We start from the raw sequence: 18,069 nt of genomic DNA, 5'->3' as shown, positions 1-18,069 counted from the left end.
CATATGCATGATCGCGGTCCTGCCGTTTCGATTGCGAGAATGGCGCGCCCGCCCGCAGGCGAACGCGCAGAAGATCAGAAGCCCTGACGCAATTCGATGCCGATGGTGCGCGGCCGGATCGTCGAGAAACGGTCCACGCCGCCGCCAAGTTCGACATCGAGCTGTGGCCGGACATCGAACAGATTGTTGGCGTAAAGCCGGATCGCCGTCTCATTGTGGCTGAGCGACGCGAACAGGTTCACGACCTGATAGCTTTCGCGAAACTCGATCGGATTGGGAATATTGCCAGCGACGCCGCCCGGAAAGGTCACCGGCAGGTCGGGATCGAACGAGTAACGCGCCTTGCCCTGATATTGATATTCGCCACGGACATCGAAATTCCACATGCCCGGCAGTTCGACCGCATATCCCGCATAGGCCGTCGCCATCCATTTGGGCACATTGGGCAGTGGATCGCCAACATGGGCAGAGGTGCCTGGCACCGCCTCGGTCACGGTCGCCTTGGTATAGGCGGCGGTGCCGCCGATCTGGAAACCGCGCAACGGCTCGACACGAGCTTCAAGCTCGAACCCCTTCACCTCGGCGCTACCGATATTGTCGGTAAAGCCGAAGCCGCAGCTCGCCAGGCCGATCGCCTGCTGGATCTTCTTCCAGTCGGTGAAATAGGCGGAGGCATTCACCATCACCTTGCCGCCGCCGAACATGTTCTTGGTCCCAGCCTCATAGGTCCACAGATTGTCGGACCCGAAGCTGTCGGGCGCATTGTCGATGCCCAGTTCGTCCAGGTCGACCCGGCAAAGGTCGGGATTGATCCGGAACCGGTTGGGTCCGCCGGGACGGAAACCCTTGGCGGCGGACGCATAGACCATATTGTCGGGCGCCAGCTTGTACGACAGGCCGACCTTGGGATTGACGCCGTCTTCCTTGCTGCGCCGGTTCTTGATCTCGGTCAGGCCGCCGTTGAACGGGCCGTCTCCCAATATGTCGACGCGCTGGTCGATCTTGAACACGCGAACGCCAGCGATCACGTCAAAACCGTCGAACAGCGTGTAGCTGGCCTCGCCGAACAGCGCATATTGCTTCGTGTTGGTGAAGGTGTCGCCGAAATAGACCAGTTCGGTGCCGACGATCGGCACTGCACCGGCAGTGTTGACCGACTGGATCAGGCGATCATCCTGGTCCGAATAATAGGCGCCGACCTGCCAGTTGAAGCGCGCGCCCTTGCCGCCGTTCGATGCCAGCCGCACTTCCTGGCTGAACGTGCCGGTATCGCTGTCCGAAACATTGCGGCTGATATTGGGATACAGTGCGGGAACCAGGCCACCGATGAAGAAGCTGTAATCGCGGACATAGCTGAATTTGCGGTCGAAATAGGCGGTGAGCGAGGTCGCCTTCACGCCGCCGAAATCCTTCTCGACATTCAGGCTGTAGATGCCCGAACTGTCGAAGCTGGGCTGGGCAATCCGATAGGACGAGCTCATGCCGGAGCGCCCCAGGAAGATCTGTCCTGTGTCCGCCTGCTTGTAATCCTGGTAGAAGATCTGCGGGCGGATCACCCAGCTTGGGTCCGGCCGCCATTCCAGCGAAAGCCGGCCGACATAGGTGTCGCCGAAATTCTGGTTCTTGGTCCGCCGGCTGGACAGCGCATCCTGACGGAACGGCGTGAAGACGGGGAAAGCGGTGCTGGACCTGAGCGTATCCCGCATGTCGCCCGGCACATTATCGACATAGCCGCCATCGTGGCGATAGTAGAAGCCCGCGCGCACCGCGAGCACATCCTGGACGATCGGCGCATTCACCACCACTTCGCCATTATAGGACGGACCGCCATGCGCGGTCATCGCGGCACCGATCGCGGTATCGACGCTGAAGCGGGTCGGATCGGGTGTCGCGCTCACATATTTGATCGCGCCGCCCATCGCGCTGCCGCCATAGAGCGTACCCTGCGGCCCCTTCAGCACTTCAAGCCGCTGCACGTCGAAGAACATCGGATCATAGCCGCCGCTGAACGTTGTCGAGATCGTCACAAGCGAGACGTCGTCGAGATAGATGCCGACCGTGGGCGAGGACGCATAGGTGCTGAGACCACGGATGCTGTAGCGCGACAGGCCGCGCTCCGTACCCGAATTGGCGAGGCCCGGCACGCTGCGCAGCACGTCCTTCACATCCACCGCGCCGCGATCGCGCAAGCTGTCGGCGGAAACGGCGGTGAGCGAAACCGGCACATCCTGGATCCGCTCGTTCGATTTCCGGGCGGTCACCACGATTTCGGCGTCATTGGCGCGGGCCTCGTCGGTCGACATATCGACGTCCTGCGCGTTTGCGGCACACGCCATCGCCAGCGCGGAACCGGCGGCCAGATACGTGCCAAGCCGTGCGGCGCGAATATGGATGGATCGATACACTTTACTTCCTCCCAAGGATTATGTCCGGCCGATCTGACGCCGGTTCTTTTCTGAGCGTCCGCCGCTGAACGGATGGACGATCATGTCTGGATGATGTTCGAAGTTCGTCCGGAACCTCGGCGGACAGAGCGGTCGCGCCGGCAATGATCATGCCCCCTCTGAGAGGCGACTAGTCTTCCGAACCCCGTTGACGCGCAAACGATTATTCTTGCGGCAGAGGCTGAGCCAATCTCACCCTGCGCATCGGGCCGGACGGCGATCATGAAGATCGTCGCCCGGCCGGTGCTTGATGATCCAGGTGGATCGTCAGAAGCGGTAACCGGCGGTCACTCCCCAGGTCCGCGGCCGCTGTGTCATCTCCCAATTCTTCTTGTCTTGAATCGTCGAATTGCCCGGCCGCGTTCAGGCGCCCCAGACCTTTTCGTAGACGCGCAGCCAATTCTCCCCGAGCACCTTTCGGATCTCGGCGTCGGTCCAGCCGCGCTGCATCAGTCCCTGGGTGACGTTGGGCAGTTCGCTGATCGTCCCGAAATCCTTCACCATGAACCATGGCGGATTGTTGCTGTAGACGTCGGGCGGCCAGAGTTCGGGGATGATCGCGACCAGATCGGGCCGATCGAACATGAAGTCCGGCCCCAGTCCGATATGATCGACGCCCACCAGGCGCTTCAGATAGTCATATTGGTCGAGATGCCTTTCCAGGCCGACCTGGGGCGTGACCGGGATCTTCTCGTCCTTCACGCTGCGCGCATGGAAATCATTGACGCTGGTCAGGCCGATGACACCCCCGGTGCTCGCGATCTTCTCGATCAGCCGGTCGGTCATGTTGCGCGGATTGTCGACCAGCGCGCGCAGATTGGTGTGCGAACAGATGACCGGCACGCCCTGCGAGATCTCGATCGCGTCGAACGAGGTCCGCTCGCCCGAATGTCCGCCGACATCCAGGACGATGCGCTGCTTGTGGACCTCCTCCACCAAACGCTTGCCCGCGCGCGTCAGGCCGACGTCCGGATCGAGCGCGCCGCCGCCAAAGGCGCTGGCGGTGTTGTAGACGAGCCCGCAGATCCTGAGGCCCAGTTCGCGATAGGCGCGCAGGTTCCGGATCGCGGGCATCACCGTATCGGCGTCGCGGATCAGCGTTTCAGCCGATTGCCAGCCCGAGAGATGGCCGACCTTGCCCGCCTTTTGCGCCGCGCGTATCTCGCGCACGGTGCCAACCTGGACGATGCGGCTGGCATATTTGTCGCAGAAATGCAGCAGGTTCACGAAGCTGTCGAACCCGCTCATGCTCTGGTGCCAGCAATCGACGCCGGCGGCCTCGATCATGCCCAGATATTTCTCGGTCAGACCGGAAGGGTCGAGACCGTCGACCAGCAATGTCGTGTCCTGCAGCCGCCGCGCTTCTTTCCTGTCGACCGTCCGGCCGATCGCGGGACCAGCGAGCGCCCCGGCCGCCGCCGCGCCCATGGCGGCGCACAGATACTCTCTCCGGTTCATCTTTCGGCCCGCCCCTTTTTTGTTCGATCGCGCGCCCGCATCCTTGTCGTGCGGTTCCTGGCGCGCCGGCAATCTGGCGGAAATCAGGCCGATGGCGCAAACGAGTATTGCTGACTCGCAGCCCAAGACATTCTCATGCTGGATGGCTCGCACAGAGGCTTGTGCCTCAAATCAGGGCCAGATTGACTTTGCCTTAAGTCGGATCCAGCGGCGCGCAGCGCGCAAAGGCCAGTTCGGCGAAACGCTCGCCGATCAGCCGGTGCGTCGCCGCATCGGGATGCAGCCTGTCGGGCAACGGCAAGGCGGCATGATCGGCCTCCCCATACAGCGCGCGCCCGTCGAGATAATGGATGTTCGGATCGACCGCCGCGCGCTGATCGACGATTCGCGCGAGGTGATCGCGGATGACGTTCAAGGTCAGCTTGCCGCCCGCCACCTCGCGCGGATCGCCCGCCGCACGGTATAGCAATTGCCCATCGGCCAGATCGGGTGCGGTCGGCCCGGGCGTATCCTCGTGAATGGGGCAGAGAATCGGCGAGACCACGAGCAGCCGCGCGGTCGGATGTCCCTCGCGGATCGTATCAAGAAAGCCGTGCATCGCGGGGCCAAAGGCGCGCAGCCGCATCGCGTCGGTATTGACCAGATTGATGCCGAACTTGACGCTGATCAGGTCGGCCGGCGTGTCCCGCATGGTGCGCGCGGTGAAGGGATCGAGCAGCGCATTGCCACCAAGCCCGAGATTGATCAGCGAGACGCCAGCACGCGCGGCGGCGACGGCCGGCCAGGTGCCCGTCGGGCTCGCCGCATCGGAACCGTGGCTGATCGAGCTGCCATGATGGAGCCAGGTCTTGAGGCCGTGATCTTCGGCAACGGAGACGGGCGCGTCGGTGCGCAACGCCACCAGTTCGGCCATCTCATTATGCGGCAACCAGATCTCGACCCGCTTGTCGCCTGCCGTCAGGCCATCGAAGCGCAGGGTTCCCGGCGCGCCGGCTTCGCGCCTGACCGAGCCGGTCGCCATATCGACATGCATGACATTGCCGCCTGCAACGCTGAACTGGTGGACCAGCCGGCCATCGACGCGCAGATCGTAGACGCCATCGGGGCGTGGCGGGAAGCCGGCATAGATGCGGCGGGTCGGCAAGACATCCAGCTCGATCGCGGTCGCGCGCGTGCGAAAAATCAGCCGCACGCCCGAAGGCTGGCTTTCGACCATCGCCAGCAGCGGATCGGCGCATTGCGCGCGCGCCCAGCCCGGCAACCGATGCGGCAACAGGCCATGCGACGTCGCCTCCAGCTCGATGGCACCGTGCAGAAGCGACTGATTGATGGGAGTGGTGATCCATTGACGATCGGCACGCATGACTCGGATCCTGAACTGAAGGGACGATGGACGGGAATATCGGCTTCACGCCGAAGCGCCACACTTAGAAATTCTATCGAGATAACGGAATCCCGCTTGTCATTCACCCCACCTGCTTTACCGCGTTCATAGCCAGGCTGAGCCGGTGACCGGCCGCATATCCGAATGATGATTCCTAAGCCTGGGCGGAGTATGCCCATGTCACGTGACCTCCCCAATCTCGACTGGCTTCGCGTCTTTTCCGCCACCGCCGCGACCGAGAGTTTCGCGCTCGCGGCGTTGCGGCTGGGCGTCACGCCCGGTGCGGTCAGCCAGCGCATCAAGGCGCTCGAAGCCTTTCTGGGCGTCGCCCTGTTCCAGCGCTATCCGCAGGGGGTGAAGCTCACCGAAGCGGGAAAACGCTATGCGCAACGCGTCAGGCCGCCGCTGGAACAACTCACCCTCGCGACCCAGGAGATCACCTCCACCCAGATCAGCAAGACGGTGCGCGTGACTATATTGCCGGCGCTCGCCCAATTGTGGCTCGGCCCGCGCATGGATCATTTCCACAAGCTGGATACGAATGCGACGGTGGAGATCTGGGCGGATGCCGCGATCGTCGATCTGCGAACTTCGAATTTCGATTTCGCGATCCGCTATGGCAGACCGCCATTTCCGGGCTGCGATTATCGCGAACTCTTCTTCGACGAACTCGTGCCCGTCGCCAGTCCGGCGCTGGTGGAAGCCTCCGAACTGGACCAGCGCGGGCTGCCGGTCGGCGCGCCGCTGATGTCCGATACCTATTGGCAGAATGATTTCGACGACTGGCTGGCGAGCACGGGCCAGAGCCGGCCCGGCGCACTTATCACGCAGACTTTCTCGCTTTATTCGATGGCGGTCGACGCGACGGTGAACGGACGCGGCTTCATGATCGGCCACACCTCGCTGATCGGCAGCCTGCTCGAGCAGGGCAAACTGCAGACGCTGTCGTACCGCCGCGTGACCGCCAACAACCAATTCTACCTGCTGACCAAGGCGGCGGTGCCGCTGCCCGACGCCGCCGAGACCTTCGTGGACTGGATCCTCGATCAGGCGAGACCGCCAGAGGACTGACCGAATACGAAAAAGGCCGGGGTGGTCGACCCGATCGCAACCACCCCGGCCAGCCGTCCTGCCGCCTTTTCAATGCGGGGGAGCGTTAGCTCCGCACAAAATGCAGCGTCCGGAAACGCGACCGGAACGCGGTGACGCGGTCGCCCAGGGAAGCAGGGTCTTCTGCGGCAAGCGCCCCGGCCACCAGATCGGCCAATTCCGGCATGTCGACGGCCGTCATCCCCCAGCGGACGATCTCAGGCGTGCCGAAACGCAGGCCGTTGAAATCGCCTTCCACCGGATCGATCGGAAGCCCGATGCCGGAGGCGAGGATATTGGCGCCGCGCAGATGCTTCGCCGCCTGATGGCCACCGCCATAGGATGCGGCGCGCACGGCGATTTGATGCGATTGGGTGAAACCGCGCGCGTTCCCGAAGACCGGAACGCCGCGATCGCTCAGTTCCTGCGCAAGCCGCGATGCGGTCGCGCGCATTTCTTGAGCATAGGCCCGGCCATGCTCCTTCCAGTCGAGCAAGGCGATCGCGAGCGAGGCGGTCTTCGCCACGTCGAAATTCGCGGTCAGGCCGGGATAGGCGATCCGCTCGATCTTCTCCGCCAGTTCGGCATCGTCGGTCATCAGCAGTCCGGAAGGCGGGCCGCCAAGGCTCTTGTACGTGCTGCAGCTCATCAGATGCGCACCTTCGCGCAGTGGCTGCTGCCATTCATGGCCCGCGATCACGCCGCACAGATGCGCCGCGTCGAACAGCACATAGGCGCCCACCTCATCGGCGATCGCACGGATTTCGCGCAGCGGATGCCGCCACAGGTTCAGGCTGCCGCCGATGGTGATCAGCTTGGGCCGGACGCGCCTGGCGAGTTCGGCGAGCGCGCCGACATCGACGGTATAGCCATCGGCATCGATCGGCGCGGGATGGATGTCCAGTCCGTAAAAACCCGCCGCGCCCGGGCGGTGATGCGTCACATGTCCGCCGATCGTATCCGGCGGGGCGATGATGCTGTCGCCGGGCTGGCACGTCGCCATGAACGCGTAAAGATTGGCGAGCGCGCCCGATGCCAGCCTGAATTCGACATGGCTTGCGCCGAAGACCTCGGCCGCGAGCTGCGCGGTGATCGCCTCGATCCGCTCAATCGCTTCCAGCCCCATCTCGTACTTGGCGCCGGGATAGCCAAGCGAGGGGCGGCTGCCCAACCCGCTCGCCAGCACCCGTTCGGCGCGCGGGTTCATCACATTCGTCGCGGGATTGAGGTTCACGCACTCGACTTCGTGGATCCGGCGGTTCTCCTCGATCAGCCGATTGATCTCCTCATCGACCACATCCGACGATTTGCCGGAGATCGCGGTCGCGATGGACTGGACGAGATCGTCGCTTTCGCTGCCCACCCAGGACCGACGCGCCAACATGTTCATAATCTGATTTTCCTTCGCCGAAGATGATCAGGCCACCGGTTCCAGCAGGCAGCCATCGGCCAGCGGGCGCACCGGCGTCAGATCGCGGTGGTGGCGGAAATCCTCGCGGCTTTCCTTGGTATAGGCATTGGCGACCGGGTTGAGGATCAGCGAGAAGATCGCGCGGTTCCACGGCGAGATGTTCGGCGGCGAGCCATGGACCAGGCAGTCGCCGAAGATCAGCGCGGTTCCCGCCGGCCCCGTCGCGGAGACCATCGGCGAGCTGTCCGCGATCTCGCGCACCTTGTCGTCCTCGACCACCCAGAGCGGATAGCTGGTGGAAACGGTATCGTGCCGGGTGGCGACGCTGCCGAACTTCTGCGAACCCTGGAGGAAATAGAGCGGACCGTTGAACTCTGTCACATCGTCCAGGAAGATGTGCAGGTTGAGCGCCATCGGCTCGGGCACGCCATCATCCTGATGATGCGTCGAAAAATCCTGGTGCCACTGCCACTGCTCGCCCTCGAACGCGGCCTTGACGTTGATCTTGACCTGCTGGACGTAAAGATCGGGTCCGGCGATCTGCTGGGCGGGCTCCACCAGGCGCGGGTGCCGCACGAGGCGTGCGAAGATCTCGTCGCGCAGATGCAGGCCCATCGCGGTGCGCACCACGCCGCTCTTCTTCTCGCGGACATTGCCGGGATCGTCCTGTCCGAAAACCCGCTTCATCGCGTCGCGGATCTCCGCCACTTCCCCGGCGGAAAAGAGGTTCGGAATCACCAGGAATCCGTTCTGGTGGAATTCGTCGACGAGTGTCTGCGGGAGCTTCATTGCGCGGTCCTCTGCTGCATGCCTGCCGATCCCGCCCGCCCTTCTCGATGGGGCAGGCTGGCGATTGGTTCCCCCGTCAGATCGTCCGATCACGCAATGCGCGCAAACCAGTAATACTGGCCCGAAGACTGAGATATCCTGTAGCTGGGCGGGGCACCTACGCTAAAATACGGATATTTAGCGGATTCCAGCCGTAGTTTTGCTTTAGCCGCCGACGATACGGATCATCGATCAAGCGCAACGCATCATCGTCTTCATGCGTATGACGGCAATGACCCGGCGACCGGCATCGGCCCGCATGCTATGTTCCCCGCCCGAGGTGAGAAGGAGACGATCTTGCGAGGCTGGATCCTGTTTCAGCGCGAACTGGACCCCGCGCTTCCTGAAGTGCCGGAAGTGCTCCGTTTCCAGGAGACTGCGCGGACGATGGGAATCGCGCTCGACATCCTCAATCCCCACAGCTTCGATCTCGTCGTGGGCGCCGATGACGACTGGACGGCGAGCTATCAGGGCCGCCCGCTCGACCGTCCGGACTTCATCCTGTGCCGAACGGGCGCCGAGACCGATTATTTCACGCTGGCGCTGCTGCGCCATTTCGAACGACGCGGCGTACGCCTGGTCAACGACGCCACCGCGATCGAGATGGTCGCGGACAAGCTTCATACCCTGCAACGGCTGATCCGCGCCGGATTGCCGATCCCGCGCACGATCCTCGGCACCTTTCCGATGGATGTCGACCTGGTCGAGCGTGAGCTGGGCTTCCCCGTCATCGTCAAGACGCTGAAGGGCACGAGGGGGGCGGGCGTGCTCAAATGCGAGGATCGCAGCCAGTTCGAGGATCTGGCCGGCCTGCTCGAAAGCGCCGACGCCCAGGCCGACTTCATCCTGCAGCATTATGTTCGCGCCAGCCATGGGCGCGACGTGCGCGTGCTGGTGGTGGGCGGGCGCGTGGTCGCGGCGATGGAGCGCCGTTCGCTGACCGGCGGGTTCAAGTCCAACGTCTCGCTTGGCGGCGTCGGCATCGCCTATAACCCGCCGCCCGAAATGGCGGAGCTCGCGGTGCGCGCGGCCGATATATTGGAACTCGACGTGACGGGCATCGATATCCTGTTCGACGAGGACGGATACCGGATCTGCGAAGCCAATTCGGCGCCCGGTTTCCAGGGGCTGGAGCGGGCGAGCGGGCTCGACATTCCCGCCGCCATTCTCGAATGGATCGCCTCCACCCAGAGTGCGCCCGAGACCGCGCCCGCCCCGGTCGCGGCGGAAAGCACCGCGCTTGCCGATCTCGCCTTTGGCGGCCGCGCCGGGCTGCGCGCACTGAGCGACCGCGCCACCAGCTATCCGCGCTTCGCCAGCGCCGTCGGCGTCCGCATGATCGGCGCGGGCATCGCCTGCCTGGCGCATGCGGCCACGCCGCCGCCGCTCGCCGACGAACGCGGCCGCACCAGCCTGAGCCTGCGCACCCTGTTCGAAGGCCGCGTCCGCACCGATCTGGCCGCATTCGACGACAGCGAACAGGAACGCACGCTCGTCATCATACTGGCGGTCTCGATCTGGGCGGCCGTGCTGCCCTGGCTGGCGGGCGCCGCCCCCATCGTCAGCGGTGCGCTTTCGGTGCTGGCGCTGCTGTTCCCGATCCTGTTCGTGCTGACCGCACCCGGCCGGCGACCGCGCAGGCGCAAATCCTCACCCGGAACCGCGCGATGATCGAACTCTCCGCGCTCCCCTGGGCCGACCTGCTTCCCTTCATCCTGATCGGCTTCCTCGCCCAATTGATGGACAGCACATTGGGCATGGCCTTCGGCGTCTTCTCCAATTCGCTGCTGGTGATGTTCGGCCTTCCGCCGGTGACGGCATCGGCGGCGATCCATACCGCCGAGAGCTTCACCAGCGGCGTATCGGGGCTGAGCCATGTGATGCAGCGCAATGTCGACTGGCCGCTGTTCGCGCGCCTCGTGGTTCCCGGCATCGTTGGCGCGATCCTGGGCGTCTGGGTGCTCACCGTCGTCGATGCCGAGATCGCCCGGCCGGTGGTGCTGGTCTATCTGGCCGCGATCGGCGCCTATCTGATCTGGCGCGGGCCACGACGGCCCCAGGCCTATCGCCGCATGCAATTCGTCGGTCCGCTGGGGTTCGCCGGCGGCTTCTTCGATGCCTCGGGCGGCGGCGGCTGGGGCCCGCTGGTCACGGGCAACCTGCTGGCCCAGGGCATGACGCCGCGCATGGCGATCGGCACCGTCAACGCATCCGAATTCTTCATCACCGTGACCGTGCTCGCCGCACTGATCGGTACCCTCGGACTCGCATCCTTCACCATCGCGGCGTCGGGCCTGCTGATCGGTGGCGTCGTCGCGGCGCCGCTCGGCGCCTATCTCGCGAAGAACATCCCGGCAAAACCGCTGATGCAGCTTGTCGGCGCTGTGCTGATCGCGACCAGCTTCTACGGGCTGGTGGCGCTGATGTTCGAGCCGATTCCCGCTTTTCCCCGCTTTTGAGAGCGGCATCAGTCAGCCACCCGCGATTATCCGGACCCTCTGGTCGATAAAACCCGCGATGCTCGCCTCGCCCAGTTCCAGCCGCACCCGCTCGCCATCGCGCAGGAACGGTGTCACTTCCCGGCCGGCGAGCGCGTCGAGCGCGCGGCGTTCGGCGATGCAGGCGGAGCCGACCCGATCGGCGTCATAGTTGGAGACGGTGCCCGATCCGATCACGGTGCCGGCGCACAGATCGCGGGTCGCGGCGGCGTGGGCGATGAGATCCCCGAAACCGAAATGCATCGCTCCCCCCAGCGGTTCGCCGAACAGCGCATCGCCCCGCCACAGGCGCAGCGGCAGGTGCACGCGCCCGTCGCGCCAGGCGTCGCCGAGTTCGTCGGGCGTGACGGCGAAGGCCGAAAGCGTGCTCGGCGGCTTGGCATGGATGAAGCCGAAGCCGCCCTTCATCTCCGCCGGACCGAAGGCGCGCAGGCTCCAGTCGTTGATGATCACGATCAGCCGGACATGGCCGAGCGCGGCCTCCGGCGTGACGCCCATCGGCACCGCATCGGTGATCACGCCGATCTCCGCCTCGAAATCGACGTCGTGGCGCGTATCGGGAAAAACCACATCCTCGTGCGGCGCCAGATAGCGATGCGAAATGCCCTGGTACATCAGCGGCGGCTCGTGCTCGCCGCGCTTCTCGAACCCCCAGGCATCGGCCAGGATGTGGTTGTGCGCCAGGAAAGCGGAGGCATCGAGAAACTGATAGCCGCGCGGCAGCACCGCATCGAGCGCGGATGGATCGACGGTGATCGCATCCCCCGCGCCGTCCATGTCGAGCCGCATCGCCTGGGCGCGCAATTCGGGCTCGACACCGGCCCAGTCATCCAGCGCGGCCTGCAATGTCGGCGCGGCAAGCGCGAATTCGGCATAAGCGAGATCGCGGGAGACGATCAGCAACCGTCCGTCACCACCGGTTCGAAGCGTCGCGAGTTTCATGATGCATCCTCGAAAATGGCGACAGCGCGCGTCCAGCCGGCCGAAGCCGCCCGGATCTTCACCGGGAAGCAGGAAATGGTGAAGCCATTGGGCGGCAAGGCTTCAAGATTGTGCAGCTTTTCGAGATGGCAATATCCGATGTCGCGGCCCACCTTGTGGCCTTCCCAGATCAGACTCGCATCGCCGCTTTCGGCATAACGCTCGGCGGTATGGCTGAACGGCGCATCCCAGCTCCAGGCGTCGGTGCCGGTCACGCGTACGCCGCGTTCGAGCAGGTACAGGGTCGCTTCGCGCCCCATGCCGGCGCCCGCCGAAAGATAGTCGTCTTCACCATAGCGGCTGCCGGCGCGCGTGTTCACCAGCACGATGTCGAGCGGCTGGAGATCATGGCCGATCCTCTCCAGTTCCGCCGCCACCTCTGCCGCGGTCACGACATGGCCGTCCGGAAGGCCGCGAAAATCCAGCTTCACGCCCGGCCGGAAACACCAGTCGAGCGGCACTTCGTCGATCGTGATCGCACGCTCGCCGCCGTTCATCGTCGAAGCGAAATGATAAGGCGCGTCGAGATGGGTGCCGTTGTGCGTGATCAGCTCGATCTTCTCGTACGACCAGGCTTCCTGGTCGGGCAGATCCTCCGCCGTCAGCCCCGGAAAGAACCGCGCCAGTTCGCCGACCTGATCGCGGTGGCTGAAATAGTCGATCTTCGGGCGATAGGGCGCCGGATCGGAGGCGACGTCATTTTCCAGCGGTACCGAGATATCGACGAAGCGCCGGCCCATGATCAGGCCGCCCGCTGGACATAGGCGTAGAGCGGATCGTCCGCGCCGCGCTTGCCGAACAGGAACGGCTTGGCCGGATGGCGTTCCCAGAATTTCGCGGTCTCGGGCTCCATGCGGCTCCAGTCGAAGATCACGTCGCGATGTGTGATCGCCCAGCGCCCGTCGCGCCGTTCGAACCGGTCGAGATAGCGGCCGCCGATCTCTGCGTCGGTGCCGTCGGTCATCTGGCACCAGGCGACATGATAGCTTTCGACAAAGGCATGATCGGCATCGCTGAATTCGCAGAGGATGTTGGTGATCATGTGCATCATGCCCTTGATCGGCGATCCGGGCTTGGGCCGGGTGAACGATACGACATCGATGAACTCGGTCGCCAGCCCGTCAAACTCGCCATGCCGTTCGGTCGCCCCCGGATGATAGCAGCCATGCGCGAGTTCCGCATCCGAACGGTCACCCGCCCGCGCGCGGCGATAAAGCACTTCGGCGATGGCCTGCTTGTCGAGAAGCTGCTGGATGGCTGCGTCCATATCGATCGGTTCCTTGATGCCGGGAGTGGGAAGAAGCGTGCCGCGCGTCGCGCCGCCCGCCGTGTAAAGCGGATCCGCGGTGGTCCGCGTGCCCATCAGATGCGCGGGCTGGGTTTCGGGTTTCCAGAAGGGCGCGGTGCCGGGCATCACCCGCGACCAATCATAGACGATGTCGCGATGCTGGATCAGCCAGCGCCCGTCCACATGCCTGAAGGTGTCCAGATAGCGCCCGCCGATATGGAAGAAGACGGTGGCGTCCCCCTCCACGAACGTCTCGTGCGCGACATGATAGCTTTCGACGAACACGTCACCGTCGTCGCGGAAATCGAACAGCGCATTGCCGATGACGTGGAGCTTGGAAATGCATTCCGGCCCCTTCAGCCGCGCCGCTTCCAGGCTGTCGATGAAACCGTGCATCAGCCCCTGATAGGTGCCGTGATTGTCGGTTCCGTCGACGGGATGGCACGCCTTCATCAGCGCGGGATCGTAACGGTCCGCGCCGCGCGCGCGCGAATGGAGCAGGTCCAGTATCTCCTGCTTGATCTTGTATCGCTCGACCGCACTCACTCGACCCGCTCCTTCTCCACTTCGGCCTCGATCGCGCCGATTCCGTCTATCTCGCACCGCACCCGGTCGCCGGGCTTCAGGAAACGCGGCGGCTTCATCGATCCGCCCGTGCCCTTGGGCGTGCCCGTCGCCAGCACATCGCCCGGCTCCAGCGTGCAGACCGTCGACAGATAGGCGATCTGTTCCCAGCAATCGTTGAGCATCTCGCGCGTCGATCCGTCCTGCACCACCTCGCCATTGACCAGGCAGCGCAGGCGCAACGCATGCGGATCACCCAGTTCGTCGGGCGTCACGATCCATGGCCCGAGCGGGCCGTGGCTGTCGAACGACTTGCCCAGCATGATTGTCGGGCTGCGCCGCTGCCAGTCGCGCACGCTGACATCGTTGCAGATCGTGTAGCCCGCCACCATTTCGTGCGCGCGATCGGCGGAGACGCGCCGGCAACGGCGGCCGATCACGATCGCCAGTTCCACTTCCCAATCGAGCTCACTGCCCTCCGGCGGCAACAGGATCGGATCATAGGGGCCGTTGATTGCAGTCGGCAGCTTGACGAACCAGCGTTGATGGACGGGCGGGACATAATCGGGATTGGCGGCCTTCACCTCGTCGATATGGCTCTGGTAATTGGCGGCGATCCCCAGGAACTTGCGCGGACGCAGCACCGGCGCGCACAGCCGGACATCGGCCAGTGCCTCGCCCGGTCCGGTCTCGGCGGCGCGGGCGGCACGCGCCATGCCTGCCTCCCCTTCGGCCAGCAGGTCCTCCATCGACGGCACGTCGACCGCGAAGACGCGATCTTCCCGCACCACGCCGACACGCTGCGCCGATCCGCTGAGATAGGTGGCCAGCCTCATTGCCCCAGCCGCTCGGCGAGCGTTTCGCGGAAATCGCCCGCCGGCATGTAGCTGGGATTGGCCTTCACCGCGCGTTCGGTGGCAGCGAAGATTTCTTCGTCGGACAGCGAGAAGTCGATCGGCGTCCCATAGGGCTGGCTGATGTGCCAGGGCGTATGGACATAGGTCTCGATGATATTGTCCTCGGGATCGCGGAAATAGACGGTCCAGCTATTGCCATGGTCGAGCGTCCAGATCCTGGTGATCCGGGGGTCGGCCTGCGCCCGATCATGCACCGCGCGCAACTGGCCGAAATCGTCGAGCAGGAAGGAGATTTGCGCCACGGTCGACGGGCTGTCCGGCGCGCGGCCCGATGCCAGCAGCAACTGGTGATGCTCGTCGGGCGACATCGTCATGAAGCGGATCGGGTTCACGTCCGTACGCTCGTCGGTGACGATGAAACCGAAGAAGCTCGTGTAGAAATCGGTCATCCGATCGATGTCGATCACATAGATGCCGACATGGTTGAGCGAGAAGTTGATGCGCGTCATGGCTGGGCGGTCTCCGTGGGCGCCGTCGGCGCGACGGCGCCGTCCGGCTGGATATGCAGTTGATCGAAAAGCGCCAAGCAGACGGCCTCGAATGCGGCCTGCCCGCGACCAAGCGCGAAAACATAGCGGTCAGGCCGGACAAGCACCCAATCCGCCGCGCGTTCGCCAAGCCAGTTCGCGATGCGCGCGTCCGATATCGCGCAGGTCTGTCCGCCGATGGCCAGCCAGCGCGGATCATCATGCGCCGGCTCGCTCTCCCCGATCGTGATCAGCGTGAACCGCCCGTCGAGCAGGCGATCGAGATGGCGGCGGCCATCGGGCGTATCCACCACGAATTCCGGCAACCGCATGCCGCCGCTCGGTGCGTCGACCACGCCCGAACGGATCGGCGGAACGATGTCGGTCATCGCCACCGTTCCGTTGCGGGTGCGCTCCGCCTCGCGGAACGCGGCATCGCGCTGCGCCGCCTCTTCGGGATCGCGCGTGCAGACCGCCGCTCCGGCGGCGACCGATGCGGAAATGATCGCGCGGACGTGCGGCTCGCGTTCGGGCTGGTAGCTGTCGAGCAGCGCATCGCCGGCCGCGCCGCGCAGCACCAGCGTCAGCCGCCAGACCAGTTGCGCCGCGTCGCGGATGCCATGGCACATGCCCTGGCCATAGAAAGGCGGGGTCTGGTGGGCGGCGTCACCCAGCAGGAAAACATTGCCGACACGCCAGCGCGCGGCGAGCAACGCCCGGAAACGGTAAACCGCCGCCCGCACGATCTCGACGTCGTCGGGATCTATCCAGTCGCCGATCCGGCCGCGCAGCCAGGCATCGGACACCGCCTGGTCGTCGCTCTCGCCGTCCAGCAGCATATATTCCCAGCGGCGATGGCGCCCCGCCCCCGGGATCAGCGTGGCCGGCCGCGCCGGATCGCAGACCATCAGCGAGAACCGGCCGTCGCGCACCTCGGTCGGAATGCCGTGGCTTTCGGGCCAGCGCATCGGCCCGTCGACAAGCGTATCGACCACCAGCCAGCGTTCCTCGAACCCGATATCGTCGAGTGGGATACCCAGGCTCTTGCGCACCGTGCTGCTCGCGCCGTCGCACGCCAGGATGAAGCGCGCACGCGCGGTCGCCTCGTCTCCGTCCGGACCGCGCATCCGGATCGCGCCATCCTCAATCGCCACGACATCATGTCCGGTGCGAACGTCGACATACGCGAAGCGATCGAGCCCCTCGCGCAAAAGCGCTTCGAGCTCAGGCTGATAGAACAGGTTGCTCGGATGCCAGGCCAGCGGATCGACGGGCGGTGGCGCGCGAAATTTGCGGATGGGCTGAAGATCGGCGCCGAGATAAACCGAGCCACCCAGCGGCCGCGTCACCGCCGCGATGCGCTCCGCCAGCCCGACCGACGCGAAGATTCGCATCACCTCCGCATCGAACACGATCGCGCGCGGCTGACGATAGGGTGCGTCGCCGCGCTCGATCACGAGTGTGCGGAGCCCCGCCTGCCCCGCGAGGTTCGCGGCGGCCGCCCCCACCGGCCCCATGCCGATGATCGCGATGTCGTACACGTCGGAACTCGTCATGCCCGTCGATCAACCCCTGCCGTATCGTCCCGATCGACGATGCCGTTTCGGCGAGGGCTATCGGTGCGCGACTTAAGGGACAAAGACCGTTGAGGCCAATTTCGATAACCAGAAATTATCGCACGGACAAAACCGCCCCTGGAAGCGCCGCGCAGGCGTCGCGGATCAGTTGCATGACGGCGCGCGCGCCGGGCAGCAAAGAGCTGTGCTGGCGATAGGCGAGCCCCACCTGTTCGGGCGGAAAGGCGAAATCCACCTCCAGCGCGGTCAGGTTGGTCGGACGGGTGCTGAGCAGGGTGGACGGCACAACGGTGATGAGATCGCTGTCCTGTACCACCGAATCGAACAGGATCACGGTGCTGACGTCGATCGCGCTCTGCGGCGGCGGCACCCCGGCGTCGAGAAAGGCGCGATTGATGATCTCGCGATGCGACGGCGGATAATCGGGGATCAGCCAAGGGAAGGCGGCGAGATCGGCCAGCGAAAGATCCTTGCGCCCGACCAGCGGATGGCCGGGCCGGGTCGCCACGCGCGGCCCGGTCTGGACCAGGGGCTCGAAGGCGAGGCCGAGCGGATCATTGTTCGCCGGCAGCAGCAGCAGGGCGGTATCCAGCTCGCCATCGAGCAACGCCGCGGTCAGTTCGGCGGAGAAGGCGATCTTCAGCTTCAGCCGCAAACCGGGCAATGTCGCCATCACCGTGCGGGCGACATCGGCCATCACCGTACTCATCGTCGGGATCACGCCGATCACGATCGTGCCGCGCGTCAGGCCGCGCATCGCGTCGATCTCCGCCACGGCGCGGCGCACCTCGCTGTCGATCAGCTTGGCATAGCGGAACAGCGTCTCGCCGAAGCGCGTCGGCTCGACGCCGCGTGGCCGCCGATCAAGCAGCGGCACACCCAGTTGCGCCTCCAGGCTGTGGATCGCCTTGCTCAGCGCGGGCTGCGAGACATGCACGGCTTCGGCGGCGGCGTGCATCGTCTTGTTCTCGACGCATGCCATGAAATAGCGCAGCAATCTCAGATCCATCCTATCCTCCCGCCCCTCGTTTCAGCCATGCGAATAATGAGAGGAAGTGGAGCCTTCGGCAACCATCGATAACCTCAGATTATTGCTCCGCGCACAAGTTTCACTTTTGTCCACTCCCGCCCCTGTCCAAAAGCACGATCAAATAAAGCGACGC

15 protein-coding genes are annotated in these 18,069 nt (G+C 64.7%); 3 read left to right on the top strand and 12 right to left on the bottom strand.

All coding sequences use genetic code 11. The features are described 5' to 3' along the window. Positions 1-74: 74 nt before the first annotated feature. From ACODTA_RS09940 to ACODTA_RS09930, 3 genes are all read right to left on the bottom strand, one after another. On the bottom strand, positions 75-2,405 hold the full coding sequence (locus tag ACODTA_RS09940; protein ID WP_489065748.1) for a TonB-dependent receptor: 2,331 nt from the start codon (positions 2,403-2,405) through the stop codon (positions 75-77). Positions 2,406-2,807: 402 nt separating this feature from the next. Continuing rightward, the gene (locus tag ACODTA_RS09935) at positions 2,808-3,902 is read right to left on the bottom strand and encodes a dipeptidase (RefSeq protein WP_489065747.1); all 1,095 of its coding nucleotides are present in this window, start codon (positions 3,900-3,902) and stop codon (positions 2,808-2,810) included. 193 nt (positions 3,903-4,095) lie between these two features. Beyond that, positions 4,096-5,265 carry a GDSL-type esterase/lipase family protein gene (locus tag ACODTA_RS09930; protein WP_489065746.1) on the bottom strand — a complete coding sequence of 390 codons (1,170 nt, stop codon included), beginning with the start codon at positions 5,263-5,265 and terminating at the stop codon, positions 4,096-4,098. 198 nt (positions 5,266-5,463) lie between these two features. On the opposite strand from ACODTA_RS09930, the gene ACODTA_RS09925 reads away from it, so the two are divergent. Continuing rightward, entirely contained in the window at positions 5,464-6,357 is an 894-nt protein-coding gene (locus tag ACODTA_RS09925; RefSeq protein WP_489065745.1) for a LysR substrate-binding domain-containing protein, read from the top strand. Between the two features lie 85 nt (positions 6,358-6,442). On the opposite strand, the gene glyA is transcribed toward ACODTA_RS09925, so the two are convergent. Both glyA and ACODTA_RS09915 read right to left on the bottom strand, forming a co-directional pair. Continuing rightward, positions 6,443-7,765: a serine hydroxymethyltransferase gene (gene glyA, locus ACODTA_RS09920; protein ID WP_489065744.1), complete on the bottom strand. Its 1,323-nt coding sequence runs from the start codon at positions 7,763-7,765 to the stop codon at positions 6,443-6,445. Between the two features lie 27 nt (positions 7,766-7,792). Next, positions 7,793-8,575: a phytanoyl-CoA dioxygenase family protein gene (locus ACODTA_RS09915; RefSeq protein WP_489065743.1), complete on the bottom strand. Its 783-nt coding sequence runs from the start codon at positions 8,573-8,575 to the stop codon at positions 7,793-7,795. 336 nt (positions 8,576-8,911) lie between these two features. On the opposite strand from ACODTA_RS09915, the gene ACODTA_RS09910 reads away from it, so the two are divergent. Together ACODTA_RS09910 and ACODTA_RS09905 are read left to right on the top strand one after the other, a co-directional pair. Then, positions 8,912-10,285, top strand: coding sequence for an ATP-grasp domain-containing protein (locus tag ACODTA_RS09910; RefSeq protein ID WP_489065742.1), 1,374 nt, complete (start codon positions 8,912-8,914; stop codon positions 10,283-10,285). Beyond that, a complete protein-coding gene (locus ACODTA_RS09905) occupies positions 10,282-11,073 on the top strand; it encodes a sulfite exporter TauE/SafE family protein (RefSeq protein WP_489065741.1) in 792 nt (263 codons plus the stop codon). The genes ACODTA_RS09910 and ACODTA_RS09905 overlap by 4 nt, the downstream gene beginning before the upstream one ends. 12 nt (positions 11,074-11,085) lie before the next feature. Here the strand turns inward: ACODTA_RS09905 and ACODTA_RS09900 are convergent, their stop codons facing one another. The 7 genes from ACODTA_RS09900 to ACODTA_RS09870 form a co-directional block, all read right to left on the bottom strand. Then, positions 11,086-12,054, bottom strand: a complete 969-nt coding sequence (locus ACODTA_RS09900) for a fumarylacetoacetate hydrolase family protein (RefSeq protein ID WP_489065740.1) — start codon at positions 12,052-12,054, stop codon at positions 11,086-11,088. After that, the gene (locus ACODTA_RS09895; protein WP_489065739.1) at positions 12,051-12,833 is read right to left on the bottom strand and encodes a cyclase family protein; all 783 of its coding nucleotides are present in this window, start codon (positions 12,831-12,833) and stop codon (positions 12,051-12,053) included. The genes ACODTA_RS09900 and ACODTA_RS09895 overlap by 4 nt, the downstream gene beginning before the upstream one ends. Positions 12,834-12,835: 2 nt before the next feature. Continuing rightward, complete coding sequence (locus ACODTA_RS09890) at positions 12,836-13,927, bottom strand: nuclear transport factor 2 family protein (protein WP_489065738.1); 1,092 nt, start codon at positions 13,925-13,927, stop codon at positions 12,836-12,838. Next, positions 13,924-14,781 carry a fumarylacetoacetate hydrolase family protein gene (locus tag ACODTA_RS09885; protein WP_489065737.1) on the bottom strand — a complete coding sequence of 286 codons (858 nt, stop codon included), beginning with the start codon at positions 14,779-14,781 and terminating at the stop codon, positions 13,924-13,926. The genes ACODTA_RS09890 and ACODTA_RS09885 overlap by 4 nt, the downstream gene beginning before the upstream one ends. Continuing rightward, the gene (locus ACODTA_RS09880; RefSeq protein ID WP_489065736.1) at positions 14,778-15,311 is read right to left on the bottom strand and encodes a VOC family protein; all 534 of its coding nucleotides are present in this window, start codon (positions 15,309-15,311) and stop codon (positions 14,778-14,780) included. The genes ACODTA_RS09885 and ACODTA_RS09880 overlap by 4 nt, the downstream gene beginning before the upstream one ends. Then, complete coding sequence (locus ACODTA_RS09875; protein ID WP_489065735.1) at positions 15,308-16,885, bottom strand: bifunctional 3-(3-hydroxy-phenyl)propionate/3-hydroxycinnamic acid hydroxylase; 1,578 nt, start codon at positions 16,883-16,885, stop codon at positions 15,308-15,310. The genes ACODTA_RS09880 and ACODTA_RS09875 overlap by 4 nt, the downstream gene beginning before the upstream one ends. Positions 16,886-17,000: 115 nt before the next feature. Beyond that, positions 17,001-17,915, bottom strand: coding sequence for a LysR family transcriptional regulator (locus ACODTA_RS09870; protein ID WP_489065734.1), 915 nt, complete (start codon positions 17,913-17,915; stop codon positions 17,001-17,003). Between the last annotated feature and the right edge of the window lie 154 nt (positions 17,916-18,069).

The organism is Sphingomonas sp. FG14 (assembly GCF_057809675.1).
This window is presented reverse-complemented; position numbering and strand designations above follow the sequence as displayed.